The organism is Rhodococcus globerulus NBRC 14531, assembly GCF_001894805.1.
GTDB classification, from domain to species: Bacteria; Actinomycetota; Actinomycetes; order Mycobacteriales; family Mycobacteriaceae; genus Rhodococcus_F; species Rhodococcus_F globerula.
Genome location: NZ_BCWX01000005.1, coordinates 373,838 through 387,686, shown reverse-complemented (window position 1 = coordinate 387,686; position 13,849 = coordinate 373,838). Strand labels below are relative to the sequence as shown.

General features: G+C 59.7%; 13 protein-coding genes and 1 pseudogene. 5 read left to right on the top strand and 9 right to left on the bottom strand.

The genetic code is table 11. The features are described 5' to 3' along the window. Positions 1-141 precede the first annotated feature (141 nt). Genes RG2_RS25530 through rsmG form a run of 3 tightly spaced genes read right to left on the bottom strand, consistent with a single transcriptional unit; the run spans position 142 to position 3,028 of the window. Entirely contained in the window at positions 142-1,230 is a 1,089-nt protein-coding gene (locus RG2_RS25530; RefSeq protein ID WP_033235300.1) for a ParB/RepB/Spo0J family partition protein, read from the bottom strand. Position 1,231: 1 nt separating this feature from the next. After that, positions 1,232-2,287 carry a ParA family protein gene (locus RG2_RS25525; protein ID WP_230590224.1) on the bottom strand — a complete coding sequence of 352 codons (1,056 nt, stop codon included), beginning with the start codon at positions 2,285-2,287 and terminating at the stop codon, positions 1,232-1,234. A gap of 60 nt (positions 2,288-2,347) precedes the next feature. After that, positions 2,348-3,028 (bottom strand): 16S rRNA (guanine(527)-N(7))-methyltransferase RsmG, encoded by a 681-nt coding sequence (gene rsmG, locus RG2_RS25520; protein WP_033235301.1) that lies wholly within the window; start codon positions 3,026-3,028, stop codon positions 2,348-2,350. A 430-nt stretch (positions 3,029-3,458) separates the two neighbouring features. Between rsmG and RG2_RS25515 the strand changes: the two genes are divergently transcribed. Continuing rightward, complete coding sequence (locus RG2_RS25515; protein ID WP_341477506.1) at positions 3,459-3,992, top strand: SMI1/KNR4 family protein; 534 nt, start codon at positions 3,459-3,461, stop codon at positions 3,990-3,992. Between the two features lie 13 nt (positions 3,993-4,005). On the opposite strand, the pseudogene RG2_RS25510 reads toward RG2_RS25515, so the two are convergent. The 6 genes and pseudogenes from RG2_RS25510 to rpmH all read right to left on the bottom strand — a co-directional run bounded on the left by RG2_RS25510 (position 4,006) and on the right by rpmH (position 7,889). Next, positions 4,006-4,882 (bottom strand): annotated as a pseudogene (locus RG2_RS25510) (integrase core domain-containing protein). Positions 4,883-5,275: 393 nt separating this feature from the next. Continuing rightward, the gene (locus RG2_RS25505; RefSeq protein WP_033235303.1) at positions 5,276-5,848 is read right to left on the bottom strand and encodes a Jag family protein; all 573 of its coding nucleotides are present in this window, start codon (positions 5,846-5,848) and stop codon (positions 5,276-5,278) included. Between the two features lie 20 nt (positions 5,849-5,868). Further along, positions 5,869-6,984: a membrane protein insertase YidC gene (gene yidC / locus RG2_RS25500; protein ID WP_033235304.1), complete on the bottom strand. Its 1,116-nt coding sequence runs from the start codon at positions 6,982-6,984 to the stop codon at positions 5,869-5,871. A 4-nt stretch (positions 6,985-6,988) separates the two neighbouring features. Beyond that, positions 6,989-7,342 carry a membrane protein insertion efficiency factor YidD gene (yidD, locus tag RG2_RS25495; RefSeq protein ID WP_072782717.1) on the bottom strand — a complete coding sequence of 118 codons (354 nt, stop codon included), beginning with the start codon at positions 7,340-7,342 and terminating at the stop codon, positions 6,989-6,991. After that, positions 7,339-7,719: a ribonuclease P protein component gene (gene rnpA, locus RG2_RS25490; protein ID WP_045066064.1), complete on the bottom strand. Its 381-nt coding sequence runs from the start codon at positions 7,717-7,719 to the stop codon at positions 7,339-7,341. The genes yidD and rnpA overlap by 4 nt, the downstream gene beginning before the upstream one ends. A 26-nt stretch (positions 7,720-7,745) precedes the next feature. After that, on the bottom strand, positions 7,746-7,889 hold the full coding sequence (rpmH, locus tag RG2_RS25485) for a 50S ribosomal protein L34 (protein ID WP_003942540.1): 144 nt from the start codon (positions 7,887-7,889) through the stop codon (positions 7,746-7,748). 816 nt (positions 7,890-8,705) lie between these two features. Here rpmH and dnaA point away from each other — a divergent pair. The 4 genes from dnaA (at position 8,706) to RG2_RS25460 (ending at position 13,812) form a co-directional block, all read left to right on the top strand. Continuing rightward, on the top strand, positions 8,706-10,259 hold the full coding sequence (gene dnaA, locus RG2_RS25475) for a chromosomal replication initiator protein DnaA (protein WP_033235306.1): 1,554 nt from the start codon (positions 8,706-8,708) through the stop codon (positions 10,257-10,259). Between the two features lie 581 nt (positions 10,260-10,840). After that, positions 10,841-12,025, top strand: coding sequence for a DNA polymerase III subunit beta (gene dnaN / locus RG2_RS25470; protein ID WP_033235307.1), 1,185 nt, complete (start codon positions 10,841-10,843; stop codon positions 12,023-12,025). Positions 12,026-12,047: 22 nt separating this feature from the next. After that, the gene (gene recF / locus RG2_RS25465) at positions 12,048-13,286 is read left to right on the top strand and encodes a DNA replication/repair protein RecF (RefSeq protein ID WP_033235308.1); all 1,239 of its coding nucleotides are present in this window, start codon (positions 12,048-12,050) and stop codon (positions 13,284-13,286) included. After that, a complete protein-coding gene (locus RG2_RS25460) occupies positions 13,279-13,812 on the top strand; it encodes a DUF721 family protein (RefSeq protein WP_033235309.1) in 534 nt (177 codons plus the stop codon). The genes recF and RG2_RS25460 overlap by 8 nt, the downstream gene beginning before the upstream one ends. Positions 13,813-13,849: the final 37 nt, after the last annotated feature.

Below are 13,849 nucleotides of genomic sequence, written 5' to 3'. Positions count from 1 at the left end.
CACAACTCCGTCTGCGCTGCCGCTGCACCCGCCACATCAAAACTGTTGCGGTTCAAAGTATTTCACTTCCGGGAACCGCTCAGCATCAATATTTTGTCACAGTGACAAAACTAGCTGGTATGGATGGATGTCGATGTTTCGTCACTTGTTCGATTTCTGCGCTTCCATCATGCCCACGATGCGCTGAAGGTCATCCACCGAGCCGAACTCGACCACAATTTTGCCCTTCCGCTTACCCAAACTGACCGTCACGCGGGTGTCGAACGAGTCGGACAACCGCTCCGCCACATCCTGCAGACCCGGCATCACGATCGGCTTCCGCTTCTGTGGGGGAGCAAGCTCACTGTCCGCGCGGTTGGCCAAAGTGACAGCTTCTTCTGTCGCTCGGACCGACATTCCTTCCGCCACGATGCGCGCCGCCATCACTTCCTGAGCGTCGGCACCCGCCTCGAGGGAGAGCAATGCACGAGCATGCCCGGCCGACAGAACGCCAGCAGCGACGCGTCGTTGGACAGCCACCGGCAGCTTCAGCAGACGGATCATGTTGGTCACGACGGGGCGCGAGCGACCGATGCGGTTCGCCAATTCCTCGTGCGTCACTTCGAATTCTTCGAGCAACTGCTGATACGCGGCAGCCTCCTCGAGGGGATTCAACTGAACACGGTGAATGTTCTCGAGGAGCGCGTCACGCAACATCGAGTTGTCGTCGGTCTCACGAATGATCGCCGGAATCTTCTCGAGGCCGGCTTCCTGGCTCGCCCGCCAGCGGCGCTCACCCATGACAAGTTGGTACTTGTCGCCGTTGCGGCGAACCACGATCGGCTGCATCAAACCGAACTCACGGATGGAATGCACCAACTCCGCAAGTGCTTCTTCGTCGAAAACGTGACGCGGCTGCTTCGGGTTGGTCTCGATCAGACTCGGTTCGATCTCGAGGTAGACAGCGCCAGCGGATGTCAGTTCAGACTCGAGTTCATCCGCGGTCGGCACTGCAGTCTTTGCGTCACCAGCTTTGGATTTTGTGGTTTTGGGGGCCGCTGTCTTCGGTGGGGGAGGGGAGGGGTTGGCCTTCTCGCCGCCGTTTTCACGGCTTCCTATGTCACCGCTTCCCACTTCGCCGCCGATGATGAGATCCGCTGCTGCCGCCCCCAGTCCGGGTGCAGTGGCCGGACCGGTAGGAATCAGTGCGGCAAGGCCGCGGCCCAATCCGCCTTTACGTGCCTGGCTCATCTCACTGCTCCTGCGTCGTAGTGGTGACAGAGCGTCCGGCCAATTCGCGGCCGGCATCGAGGTAACTCATCGCCCCGCGTGAACCCGGGTCGTAATCGAGAACGGTCATGCCGTAGCCCGGAGCTTCGGAAACCTTGACGCTTCGGGGAATCACAGCCCGGAGAACGGTGTCGCCGAAGTGCTTACGCACCTCTTCTGCCACCTGGTCGGCGAGCTTGGTGCGGCCGTCGTACATCGTCAGGAGAACGGTCGAGACATGCAGATCGGGATTCAGGTGTGCCTGCACCAATTCGATGTTTCGCAGCAACTGGCCGACACCCTCGAGGGCGTAGTACTCGCACTGAATCGGGATCAGAACTTCCTTGGCCGCGACCATCGCGTTGACGGTCAGAAGGCCGAGAGACGGCGGGCAGTCGATGAGGACGAAGTCCACGTCCAGCTCCGCGAGCACCTTGTCGTTCAGCGCGCCCTTGAGACGATTCTCGCGAGCCACCATCGACACCAGTTCGATCTCGGCGCCGGCCAAGTCGATTGTCGCGGGGATGCAGAGAAGCCGTTCACTGTGCGGGCTTGCCTGAACCGCGTCAACGGCCTTCACTTCGCCGATGAGGAGCTCATAGCTCGAAGGGGTACCCGAGGTGTGAACGACGCCCAGAGCGGTGCTGGCGTTGCCCTGAGGGTCCAAATCGACCACGAGGACGGTAAGCCCTTGAAGGGCGAGCGCAGAAGCGAGGTTGACGGTTGTTGTTGTCTTGCCGACGCCACCCTTCTGGTTGGCAATCGTGATTACCCGACGGAAAGCGGGCTTGGGCAGGGTCACCGAGTGCGGGTGCAGCACCTGGCTTGCGCGATGCGCGGCAGCGCCGATCGGAGTCTCTTCCGAGGAGATCTCGGAATAGGGAGCCGTGAAATTCTCGTCGTCATTGATCACCGGATCCGCGTTCACGCTCGGCTGCGGTGTTGCTGTTTCACGTGAAACAGCGGTCTCCGGCGACGGAGCGGTTTCGGACGTAGTAACAATTTCCGGTGAAACCACGGCTTCAGATCGACCCGACATTGACTGCTCCTTCGATTGCGAATCGACCACTGCGTGCTCTCATCATGTGTACTTCCTTCGTCATCGCTGACGCCGTTTGGGGAGACGCTCGGCCTTGACCACGACGGTGGGCGTCCGGAGAAATTTGGATCCACACTCGAGTATTTCGAACTTGCCCGCGCCGAGTTTGGTCAACGCGGTTCGGTCGCGCTCGATCTCTTCCGCAGCGCTCGAACCCTTCAGCGCAAGCATCCGACCGTGCTCGTGAATGAGGGGGAGTGACCAACGGGCCAGCTTTTCCAACGGCGCAACAGCACGCGACGTCACTACGTCGGCACCCCCGGCTTCCTTCACTACGCCAGATTCTTCGGCGCGCCCCCGGACCACCAGAACATCCAATCCGTTGGATTCGATGAACTCGGCGAGGTACACAGACCGCCGCAGAAGCGGTTCGACCAGAGTGACTTTGAGGTCCGGCCGCGCGATTGCGAGAGGGATACCCGGCAACCCGGCTCCACTTCCTACGTCGACAACAGACTCACCTTCGGCGATCAACTCACCAATGACAGCGCAGTTGAGCAAGTGACGTTCCCAGAGTCGCGGCACCTCGCGAGGTCCGATGAGCCCACGCTCAACGCCGTCCGTTGCCAGAGATTGGTAGTAGCGTTCTGCAATGTCGTATCGATCGCCGAACACAGCGCGCGCAGTCGCTTGTTCATCCCAGTCAACCGACGCCGCACCATTTTGTTCCACGTGAAACATCCTCCCGCGTATACCGCGAAATCAACAATCAAGACCAAAGTTATTATCCGTGTTATCGCCGACAAGTGTTCACTTCTACGCGTCGACTCGCTGTGAGTCTGCCAACTCATTCGCGGTCGCGCCAGGTTTCACGTGAAACATGCCCATTCAAAGAGAGATACCCCTCGAGCAGTATCATCACAGTGACGAAACTAAGCAGGGTTCCTTTATGGGGAAATTTCATCCCGAAAACTGTCTAATTCATTGAACTTGAGGTGAGGCGTTTCACGTGAAACCATCCGGCGCATTCATCCCGCCCCAGACATTCTGAAAATGACACTTACCGACTCGTGGCTCACGTACATGGGTGCGGGTTCTACTCACTTCATGACGGCCAGGAACAGCCGACCGGGGGAGGGGACTTAATCGGTAGCGTGTTCCCGAACTTCGGATTGCTCGTCTCGACGAATTAGTCGCCAACCATAAATACTGCCGAGACCCGGAAACACTCCATGACACTGAAGGACTCGGCGACGACTGGATTCAGGTCGCTCGGCAGCAACAAGCCGGGGAAGTCGCGCACATGTTCCTCGATACTTATCTTCCGTTCGCAGAGAACGGATCCGGCGACCTGTTATACGTCGACACCCGCGGGGGTCGGCAACAAGGTTTCGTTCGCGAGTTCGGCTGGGAGGTCGCTGATGACTGCGATCCTGTATCGGCGTCGTTGACGGATTATGTCGATTCGGTCCGGATCAGTATCGAATCGGGTACCGAACATTCCGGCCTGCTTCCGACCTTCGAGGAAGGCGCGCTCATATGGGACGTCGACTACAGCGACAGCCCTCCGCCGGTTCCTCCGCCGAAACCGACTGTGATTCGAATACCGTTCGCCCTGACGAGCTTTCTGCCGTCACAGATCGGTCCCGAAGATGACCTGATCGATCTCGACGTCGTCAGGCAAGCAATCATCGACACGGCCTAGGTGTACCCGGCCATCAGGTTGGTGACAGCCGGCTGATCGGCGGCAGGCCTCCGAGTGCGCTGTGACGTCGTCGAATGTTGTAGTACTCGATCCAGGGCGCAAGCGCGGCGGTGCGCTCGGCGTTGCTGGTGAACACCTGCCGGTAGGCCCACTCGGCCTGCAGGGTGCGGTTCAGTCGTTCGACCTTGCCGTTCTGCCATGGGCAGTGCGGTTTGATGAACTTCTGATGGATGCCGTGCTCGGCGCAGACCGCACGCAATGACGACCGGTAGGCCCAGACGTTGTCGGTCATCAGCCGTTCGATCCTGGTGATCCCGTTGCCGGCGAAGTAGTCGATCGCGCGGATCAGGAAACCCGCACAGGTGGCGCCTTTCTCGTCCGGCAGGACCTCCGAGTAGGCGAGCGTGGAATGGTCGTCAACGAGCGAGTGAACGTAGTCGAATCCAACCTTCGTCGAGTAGTCCCGCTCCCGGTGCTCGCGGCCGCGGGCACGCCATCCGCCGCCGTCGGGGATCCGGCCGAGCTTCTTGACGTCCATGTGCACCAGCTCGCCGGGGCGCTGACGTTCGTAGCGCACCGCGGTGGTCTTCGACGAGCGGATCACCGAGTTCCGCTGCGAGCCAGTCCGGTCCGCGTCGTTCACGCATGCGTAGTTCGACGATCCGCGTCTCGACTGTGGCCGCGGTTCGGGTCGGCATCATGTGCGGACGAGAGGACCGATCGTGCAATCCCGCCTCACCCTCGGCCGCGAAGCGGTCCACCCAAGTGGACACACATTTACGGGAAACCCCCATCGCGCTGGCGATATGGGCCTTGGGCCAGCCGTCCCGGTGGCGTTCGACGATGAGCATTCTCCCGAGATACGTGGTGCGGGCATTACCGTGGGACACGAGAACCTCCGGTGGGAAGTGGGCCTTCGACAAGCCACACCCCAACCGGAGGTTCTCTTCACATCAAGCCGACACGCCCGCTACCAACGTCCTGGCCGGGTACACCTAGGCGTCGTATCCGAAAGCAATCATCGACGGTTGTACAGCGATCTACCGCCAAGTGTCCCGCCAACGAGGTGTCTCGGTCAGTTGGCTCGTCGGGATCGACACACGGACTGTAACCTTCGTTGCCGTGGTGACGGATATCGGCAACGAGGTGATCGTTCACGAGATACCAGAAGAGGGTGCCGTTTCCGCGACCGTTTCACGTGAAACCGATTGCCGGAAAATGCAAAAAGAATGCGAGCCCCGGATCGAATCCGGGGCTCGCATTCTCGTACTGCTGGGGGAGTGTCAGTCCTTCAGGACAACCACTCGACGTGACGGCTCAGCGCCTTCACTTTCGCTCGATACGCCCTTCACCTTGGCGACGGCGTCGTGCACGATCTTGCGTTCGAACGGCGTCATCGGCGCCAGTTCTTCACGCTCACCGGTTTCGAGAACACGTGCAGCAGCCTCGGCACCGAGGGCACTGAGTGCTTCACGACGGCCTGCGCGCCACCCGGCGATATCGAGCATCAAGCGGCTACGTTCGCCTGTGGACTGCTGGACGGCAAGGCGGGTCAATTCCTGGAGAGCGTCGAGAACCTCGCCCTTACGGCCAACCAGCTTGGTCAGATCGTCCCCGCCGTCGATGCTGACGATCGCACGATCGCCCTCGACGTCCAGGTCGATATCACCGTCGAAGTCGAGTACATCGAGCAACTGCTCGAGGTAATCGCCGGCGATTTCGCCTTCTTCGATCAGGTCGTCGTCAGAATCGTCGATGTCTGAATCTTCGACGTCGACGTCGGTAACGGGCGCAGCGATTTCAGTGCTCACGTCTGCGTTTTCTCCATCCAAAGCGGTGTCAGCATCACTGGACATTGGTCGTTCTCTTTCCTCGATCAGCGCCGCTTATTGCGCTTGGGGGAGTTACCGCGATTGCTCTGTGGCCGGTTCTGTTTCGGTTTCGACGAAGCGCCGCCACCCCCCGAGCCGGTGGGCTTGGTCGCTGGCTTGTCGGCCTTGTTGAGAGATACCTCGGGCAACTCGGATTCGTCTGATGATTCCGTCGCACTCAGTGCTGCCGGAGATCCCTTTTTCTTGGCGGGATTCGGGCGAGCACCGGGCTTGGGAGCATTGTCGTTTCGACGTGAGATCGCTTCTTGCTTCTTCTCTTCTTCTTCGGCATCGATCTTGCGGAAGACGAGGTGCTGCTGGCCGTAGGTCCAGATGTTGTTGGCAACCCAGTACAGAAGAATTGCGATAGGCAGGAACGGTCCACCGACCAGAACACCGAGCGGGAAAACGTAGAGCGCGAGCTTGTTCATGATCGCGGACTGTGGATTCGCTGCGGCAGCTTCGGACTGGCGGGCGACGGATGCGCGGGAGTTGAAGTGCGTAGCAATGCTCGCGATGATCATCAGCGGAGCTGCAACCAGGATGATGTTCAGTCGTGACGGCAACTCGGGAACGTTCTCGGTGACGTAAGCCTGAAGCTGTGCGACGGGGGTGGTGATCGCAGCCGAGATCGGTGCACCGAACAGACGTGCGTCCAGGAAGGATTGCACGTCCGCAGCGCTGAACACGTAGTTAGGCGTGCTGGCGTTCGTAGCGGGATCCATACCCAGCTGACCCATACCGGTTCCGGTTCGGTTGAACGAACGTAGAACGTGGAACAGGCCGATGAAGACGGGTGCCTGAGCCAAGACCGGGAGGCAACCCATGATCGGGTTGAATCCGTGCTCTTTCTGGAGCTTCTGCATCTCGACAGCTTGACGCTGACGGTCACCTGAGTACTTCTTCTGCAGAGCCTTGATCTGCGGCTGCAGTTCCTGCATCTGTCTGGTGGTGCGGACCTGCTTCACGAACGGCTTGTACAGAACCGCACGCAGCGTAAACACCAGGAACACCACTGCGAGTGCCCAGGCGAAACCGCTGTCTGCGCCGAACACAAAGCCGAAGACCTTGTGCCAGACCCACAGAATCGCGGAGACCGGATAGTAAATGAAATTGAGCACGGCTCTAAGTACTCCTCTGTTCGTCCATAGGACCGCGGTGGCGGCAACCCGCATCACGGCCACGACGGGGCGGAACGGGGTCCCACCCTCCAGAATGCCAGGGGGCACACTTCGCCAACCGCACCACAGTCAAGAAAAGGCCTTTGATCGCCCCGTGCGTACGGAGGGCATCCACCGCATACTCGCTACACGTGGGGGTGAACCGGCAGGTCGGCATCCGCAGGGGCGACACATACGTCCGGTACAACTCGATACAGAAGATGAGAACAGTGGCGGGAGCGCGACGCACAGCCTTCAAAACCGTCAGAAAACGGGAGGCTGAGGGAGTTTCGATCTGCTCATCGAGCGGAGTACTCATGGCTCTTCACTTACCGACACCAATAGATTCATTTTGCCCAGACCTGCGCGCAACTGCTTGGCCAACTCATCGGAACTGGCGCTCGCGCTACCTGGAAGTGCACGAATAACCACATCGGTTTCCGGTGAAACCTGTTGTGCGAGGTCTGCACATATATGACGAAGCCGGCGCGCGACTCGATGTCGAATCACCGCCGGCCCGACAGCCTTGCTCACGATCAGCCCGAATCGGGGACCGTGATTTGTTACTACCAACGCCTCTACCTGCTCGCGATCAAACGCGTGCACGACAAGGTCGCGTCTTCCCATACGACGACCACGTCGCACCGCCACGGAAAAATCCGAGTGGCGGCGCAACCGGTACGGCTCAGGCAACACCCCGAGCTCCTGATCTCAGAATCAGATCAGGCTGTCAGGGAATCGCGGCCCTTACGGCGACGCGCCGAAACGATTGCACGACCCGCACGGGTACGCATACGAAGACGGAAGCCGTGAACACGCGCGCGGCGGCGATTATTCGGCTGGAACGTCCGCTTGCCCTTGGCCACGGTCAACACTCCTCGAAGTTCATTGGCGCCTCCCGGCGCCCTCTAATTGATCGGCGCCACCTGAGCGCCTTGGATCTAACGGTCTTCTCCACCCGGCAAGCGGCTTGGATAATCCTTCCGACCCGACATATGTAGTCAGCACGAAACGATCACCACCAGCGGGTGACTGTTCGAGGTTACTTACCACCGTTGCCAAGGTCAAACCAGCGCATTCGGCGGACACTCCTCCGAAGCAGAATCGACACGCCGAATGTCGTCGAATCCCTGATTTTCGAACCCAGATGTGCATAGGTCGTTGACCTCGAGCGAGGCACCGAGTGTGACCTTGGCAACATTTTCGCAACGGTGCTCAGAGCATACAAAACCCGGTGTACGCAATTCCGACAGAGAAGCACTCGACAAGGCCTCATCTGCACGTTCGGTCCGGGGGTCAGGTTGCGACGCGGAAACCCAAGTTTTGGCATTCATCCACAGGGCTGTGAGTATCAACGCACCGCTACCGCCGAGTGTCCAACGCCTCGAGTTGCAACAAAAGGCCAGGTAGATCGACTTCGGGTTGGATTCTCAGGAAAAATCCCACAAATAAACCGACTCGGTGCACGTTTGTCCACATCTGTGGATAATTGTGTGGAAACACAGTTCAGGTGGCATATTCGTAGGCTGTTACGAGGTTTCTCACCTCAGGTGGCAGACACACCAACAGACATAACAAAAGTGTCACACCAGCGCACATCCCCACCACCGAACATCCATGCCGCAGCAACGTGCTCGGTAGCGCCAGCGCACTCGCTGTCGGTGAAACACGGAAGGAACCACGTGAACGACGATCCCAACGCGCTCGAACGTGCCTGGGTCGACGTGGTTGCAGAACTCACGAGTGATGACCCCGGGAACGATCTTCCGATACTGAGTAGTAAGCAGAAGGCATTCGTCCGCCTGGTGAGACCACTCACACTCGCGCAAGGATTTGCACTCCTCTCGGTTCCGTCGTCCTTCGCTCAGGAGACCATCGAGCGCGATCTGCGCGAACCGATTCTGCAAGCACTCGGACGACATCTCGGTGGACAGGTCGAGGGCCTCGGCGTCCGTATCGCTCCTCCCGACGAAGATTCGGCAGAACCGGAAGAGCGCACAGGAAGCCGGCAGTTCGAATCGGTCAGCAGTTCCGGCGCCTACCGTCGACGCCGATTCACCGAAGGCGACGGGGAACCGTCCGACTCCGAGACCGCCGAGAGCGAAGAGGTCGACGACGACCGAGAAGCATTGGCGAGCGTTCACGAATCGTGGCCGTCGTACTTCACGAAACCGCCGTCGACGCCGTCCTCGTCGAATTCCGGTGCAAACAGCCTCAACGCGAAGTACACGTTCGACACGTTTGTCATCGGTTCGTCCAACCGATTTGCTCACGCTGCCGCGGTCGCGATCGCGGAGGCGCCCGCCCGGGCCTACAACCCTCTCTTCATCTGGGGCGCGTCCGGGCTCGGCAAGACGCATCTGCTGCACGCGGCCGGTCACTATGCGCAACGGCTCTTTCCCGGTATGCGCGTGAAGTACGTCTCCACGGAAGAATTCACGAACGACTTCATCAACAGTCTTCGCGACGACCGCAAGGTGGCATTCAAGCGCCGCTACCGCGAGACAGACGTCCTCCTCGTCGACGACATCCAGTTCATCGAAGGCAAGGAAGGTATCCAGGAAGAGTTCTTCCACACCTTCAACACCTTGCACAACGCGAACAAACAGATCGTCGTCTCCTCAGACCGGCCGCCCAAGCAGTTGGCCACCCTCGAGGAGCGTCTGCGGACGCGATTCGAATGGGGCCTGATCACCGACGTTCAGCCGCCGGAACTCGAGACGCGTATCGCGATCTTGAGCAAGAAGGCGCGGATGGATCGCCTCGAGGTGCCGCACGACGTCCTCGAGCTGATCGCCAGCCGGATCGAGCGCAACATCCGCGAGCTCGAGGGCGCGTTGATTCGTGTCACCGCGTTTGCCTCGCTCAACCGGCAGCCGCTGGATCTGACGTTGGCGGAAGTTGTCCTTCGGGACCTGATGCCTGATTCGTCGAGCCTCGAGATCAATGCGGCGACGATCATGGCCGTGACGGCCGAATACTTCAATATGTCGATCGACGACCTCTGCGGGCCGGGTAAGGCCCGTCCGCTCGCTCAGGCACGCCAGATCTCTATGTATCTGTGCCGTGAGCTGACGGATTTGTCATTGCCGAAGATCGGTCAGACGTTCGGGCGTGACCACACCACGGTCATGTACGCGGACAAGAAGATCCGTAAGGAAATGACCGAACGTCGCAAGGTGTACGACCAGGTACAAGAGCTGACGGCTCGGATCAAGCAGCGTTCCAAGCGCTGACCTGCATTTTTTACCGGTGCCCCCTCGAGGGGGAAAGTCCTTCCCTCGAGGGGGCACCGCTGTGTCGACTGCGTCCCTCGAGGGCGGGTCATTCCTCCAAACCCACGACACGCCAGGGTTCGACACGCCGATTTAGTTAAACCTTTCGTTTCTTCTGGAAAGTATTCACATCTGGGGATAACTGTGTGGATAACTTCGAAAGTCTGTGGAGATCTCGAGGAGTAATCCGAAAACTTCTTGTCTGTGCACAGAGGGCCCTGATCGCTCCTCGAGTCTGTCCTCGAGAAGTCCACAAGCCCTCGAGGGGGCAGACCTGCATCGACAACCGTTACTCCACAGATTGCACAGGACTTATTACTACTACTGAGAAATTTCTAGGAAAAGCTCTTTAAAAGTAGATTTGTGGACAACTCCTGTGAGGAACCTCGGAACGGGCCTCGCTCGTCCCCGTCTCGGCTTTCCTGATCGCCCCTCGAGGGCATACGGTTGGCGTCGCACCCCGTTGTGCCAAACTTGTCATCTGACGTCTGTGCCAGACTTGCTGTCACCAGAACATGCCTACCGAGAGGAATTACCCGGCGATGGAGCTTGGAAGCCTGAAGTTTCGCGTATCCCGGGAAGAGTTCGCAGATTCAGTTGCATGGGTTGCCCGTAGCCTCCCCTCGAGGCCGCCGGTTCCCGTACTCGGTGGCGTTCTTCTCGATGCAACCGAACAGGGACTCACGGTCTCCGGTTTCGACTACGAGGTATCAGCTCAGGTTCGCGTTTCCGCAGATGTCACCACTGTCGGTCAGGTCCTGGTTTCCGGTCGCCTCCTTGCCGACATCACCAAGTCCTTGCCCAACAAGCCTGTCGATGTCACCCTCGAGGGCACTCGCGTTCTGATCTCGTGCGGAAGCGCAAAGTTCTCCCTGCCGACGATGCCGGTCGAGGACTACCCGCAGCTTCCGACGCTTCCGCAGCAGTCGGGTTCCATCCCGGTAGATCTGTTCTCCGAAGCAATCAGTCAGGTTGCCATCGCAGCCGGTAAAGATGACACCCTGCCGATGTTGACCGGTATTCGCGTCGAGATCGCCCAGAATTCCATTGTTCTGGCTGCGACCGACCGTTTCCGTCTTGCTGTCCGTGAGCTCGAATGGATGCCGGCAAACCCCGATGTCGAGGCTGCGGTTCTCATCCCGGCAAAGACCCTGTCCGAATCCGCGAAAACGCTTGCCGGAAACGCAAGTTCACCGGTCGAGCTGGCTCTCGGTTCAGGCTCGAGCATCGGCAACGACGGCCTCCTCGGTATCGTCAACGACGGTCGTCGCACAACGACTCGCCTCCTCGATGCCGAGTTCCCGAAGTTCCGCCAGCTTCTGCCGGCGCAGCACACGGCCATGGCAACCGTCGAGGTTGTTCCGCTGATCGAAGCCATCAAGCGTGTAGCTCTCGTGGCAGAGCGTGGCGCTCAGGTGCGTTTGCAGTTCTCTTCCGAGGGACTGCTGCTCTCCGCTGGTGGCGACGACGCCGGCCGCGCTGAGGAAACTCTCAACGCAACGTTCCAGGGTGAGCCGTTGACCATTGCGTTCAACCCCGGATACCTCACGGATGGACTGAACTCGCTGCACAGCGAGAACGTCCTGTTCGGCTTCACTACGCCCAGCCGTCCCGCAGTTCTGCGTCCGGCTACCGACGAAGATCCGACACCGGACGAGTCGGGTAACTTCGCTGCGCCCTCGAGCGAATACACCTACCTGCTGATGCCGGTTCGACTTCCAGGCTGATAATTGCTGTTGGGCGGCATGAGTGTTCGTTCGTAGATTCTCGTTGCGGGACTTCCGTTCGTGGGATTCCCTGACACTCGATCTGGTACCGGGAACCACTGTGTTCCTCGGTTCCAACGGGCACGGTAAAACCAACATCCTCGAGTCGCTCGGCTACTTGTCGACGCTGTCCTCTCATCGGGTTTCTTCTGATGCCCCGATGATTCGCAACGGTTCCGCTAGCGCTTTTGCCGGTGCAACGGTGGTCAATTCCGGTCGTGAACTCACCATCGACGTCGAGCTGATCGAGGGAAAGTCCAACCGCGCCAGGATAAATCAGTCGCCGGCGCGGCGTCCCCGTGAAGTACTCGGCATCCTTCAGTCCGTGATGTTTGCGCCGGAGGATCTGTCGTTGGTTCGCGGTGATCCTGGTGACCGCCGGCGATATCTCGACGAACTGTTGACGTTCCGCATCCCTCGAATGGCCGCTGTACGTGCGGATTACGACAAGGTGTTGCGTCAACGCTCAGCGCTGCTGAAAACGGCGGGCGGGGCACTACGACGCGGTTCCGGTAGCGGCGAGAATGTTCTCTCCACCCTCGAGGTGTGGGACGGGCATTTGGCGGCGCACGGCGCACAATTGTTGGCCGGACGCCTCGAGTTGGTTCACGATCTCGCTCCGCACCTTGCCGACTCGTATCGCTCGATAGCGCCGGAATCGAGGCCAGCGTCGATGCGATACCGCAGCAGCCTCGGAACGTCCTTGGATCCTGAATTCACCGATCCCACAAGGATTCCCGGAATCGACGACGTCGCGTACCTCGAGGAGCGTTTCCATCACGAACTGTCGGTGATGCGAACCAAGGAAATTGATCGGGGTGTATGTCTGGTCGGTCCGCACCGTGACGACCTCGAGTTGATTCTCGGGGACAGCCCCGCAAAGGGTTTTGCCAGTCATGGGGAATCGTGGTCGTTTGCGTTGTCGCTGCGGCTAGCGGGGTTTGCGTTGCTGCGAACAGAAGGCAGTGACCCCGTATTGCTGCTCGACGACGTTTTTGCGGAATTGGATCGGCGCCGTCGCCGTGCGTTGGCTGCGGTCGCCGCCACCGCTGAACAGGTCATTGTCACCGCCGCAGTTCCGGAGGACGTTCCGGACGAACTCGAGGCAGCCAAGTTCGGCGTCGAAGCATCGGAAACACCCGAAGGTCGTATTTCACGGATAGTCTCGAAAGACTGGTCTGCGACGACGGACTTGTCCGAGGGGGTCGAGAATCGTGACTGACGAAAAAGAGCCCGAACTTCGGGGTATCGATTTGGCTCGCCGAGCCCTCGAGGAGGCCCGTGCTGCGGCTAAGGCCAACGGCAAAGCTGTCGGCCAGGGCCGGTCGTCGCCCAAGTTCGGTAGCGGTAGGCCGCGTCGACGCGGAGGGTGGTCCGGCCCCGGCCCCGATGCCCGCGACCCACAACCGTTCGGTGCACTGACCAGCGCGGTATCCAAATCACGCGGCTGGTCCCCGAGAGTGTCCGAAGGGACGGTTCTCGGCCGGTGGCCGCAGGTTGTCGGTGAAGACATCTCGGCGCACGCCGAGCCCATTTCCCTTCGTGAAGGGGTTCTGAGCATCTCGGCGGAGTCGACGGCCTGGGCGACTCAGTTGCGGATGATGCAGTCCCAGATTCTCGCGAAAATCGCAGTGGCTGTGGGTGACGGCGTCGTGAAGACACTACGGATTACCGGGCCGAGCGCGCCCAGTTGGCGTAAGGGCGAAAGGCACGTCAAAGGCCGCGGACCTCGCGATACGTACGGCTGAGCAAGGCCTGGTTGTACCTATTACTTCATGTTACAGT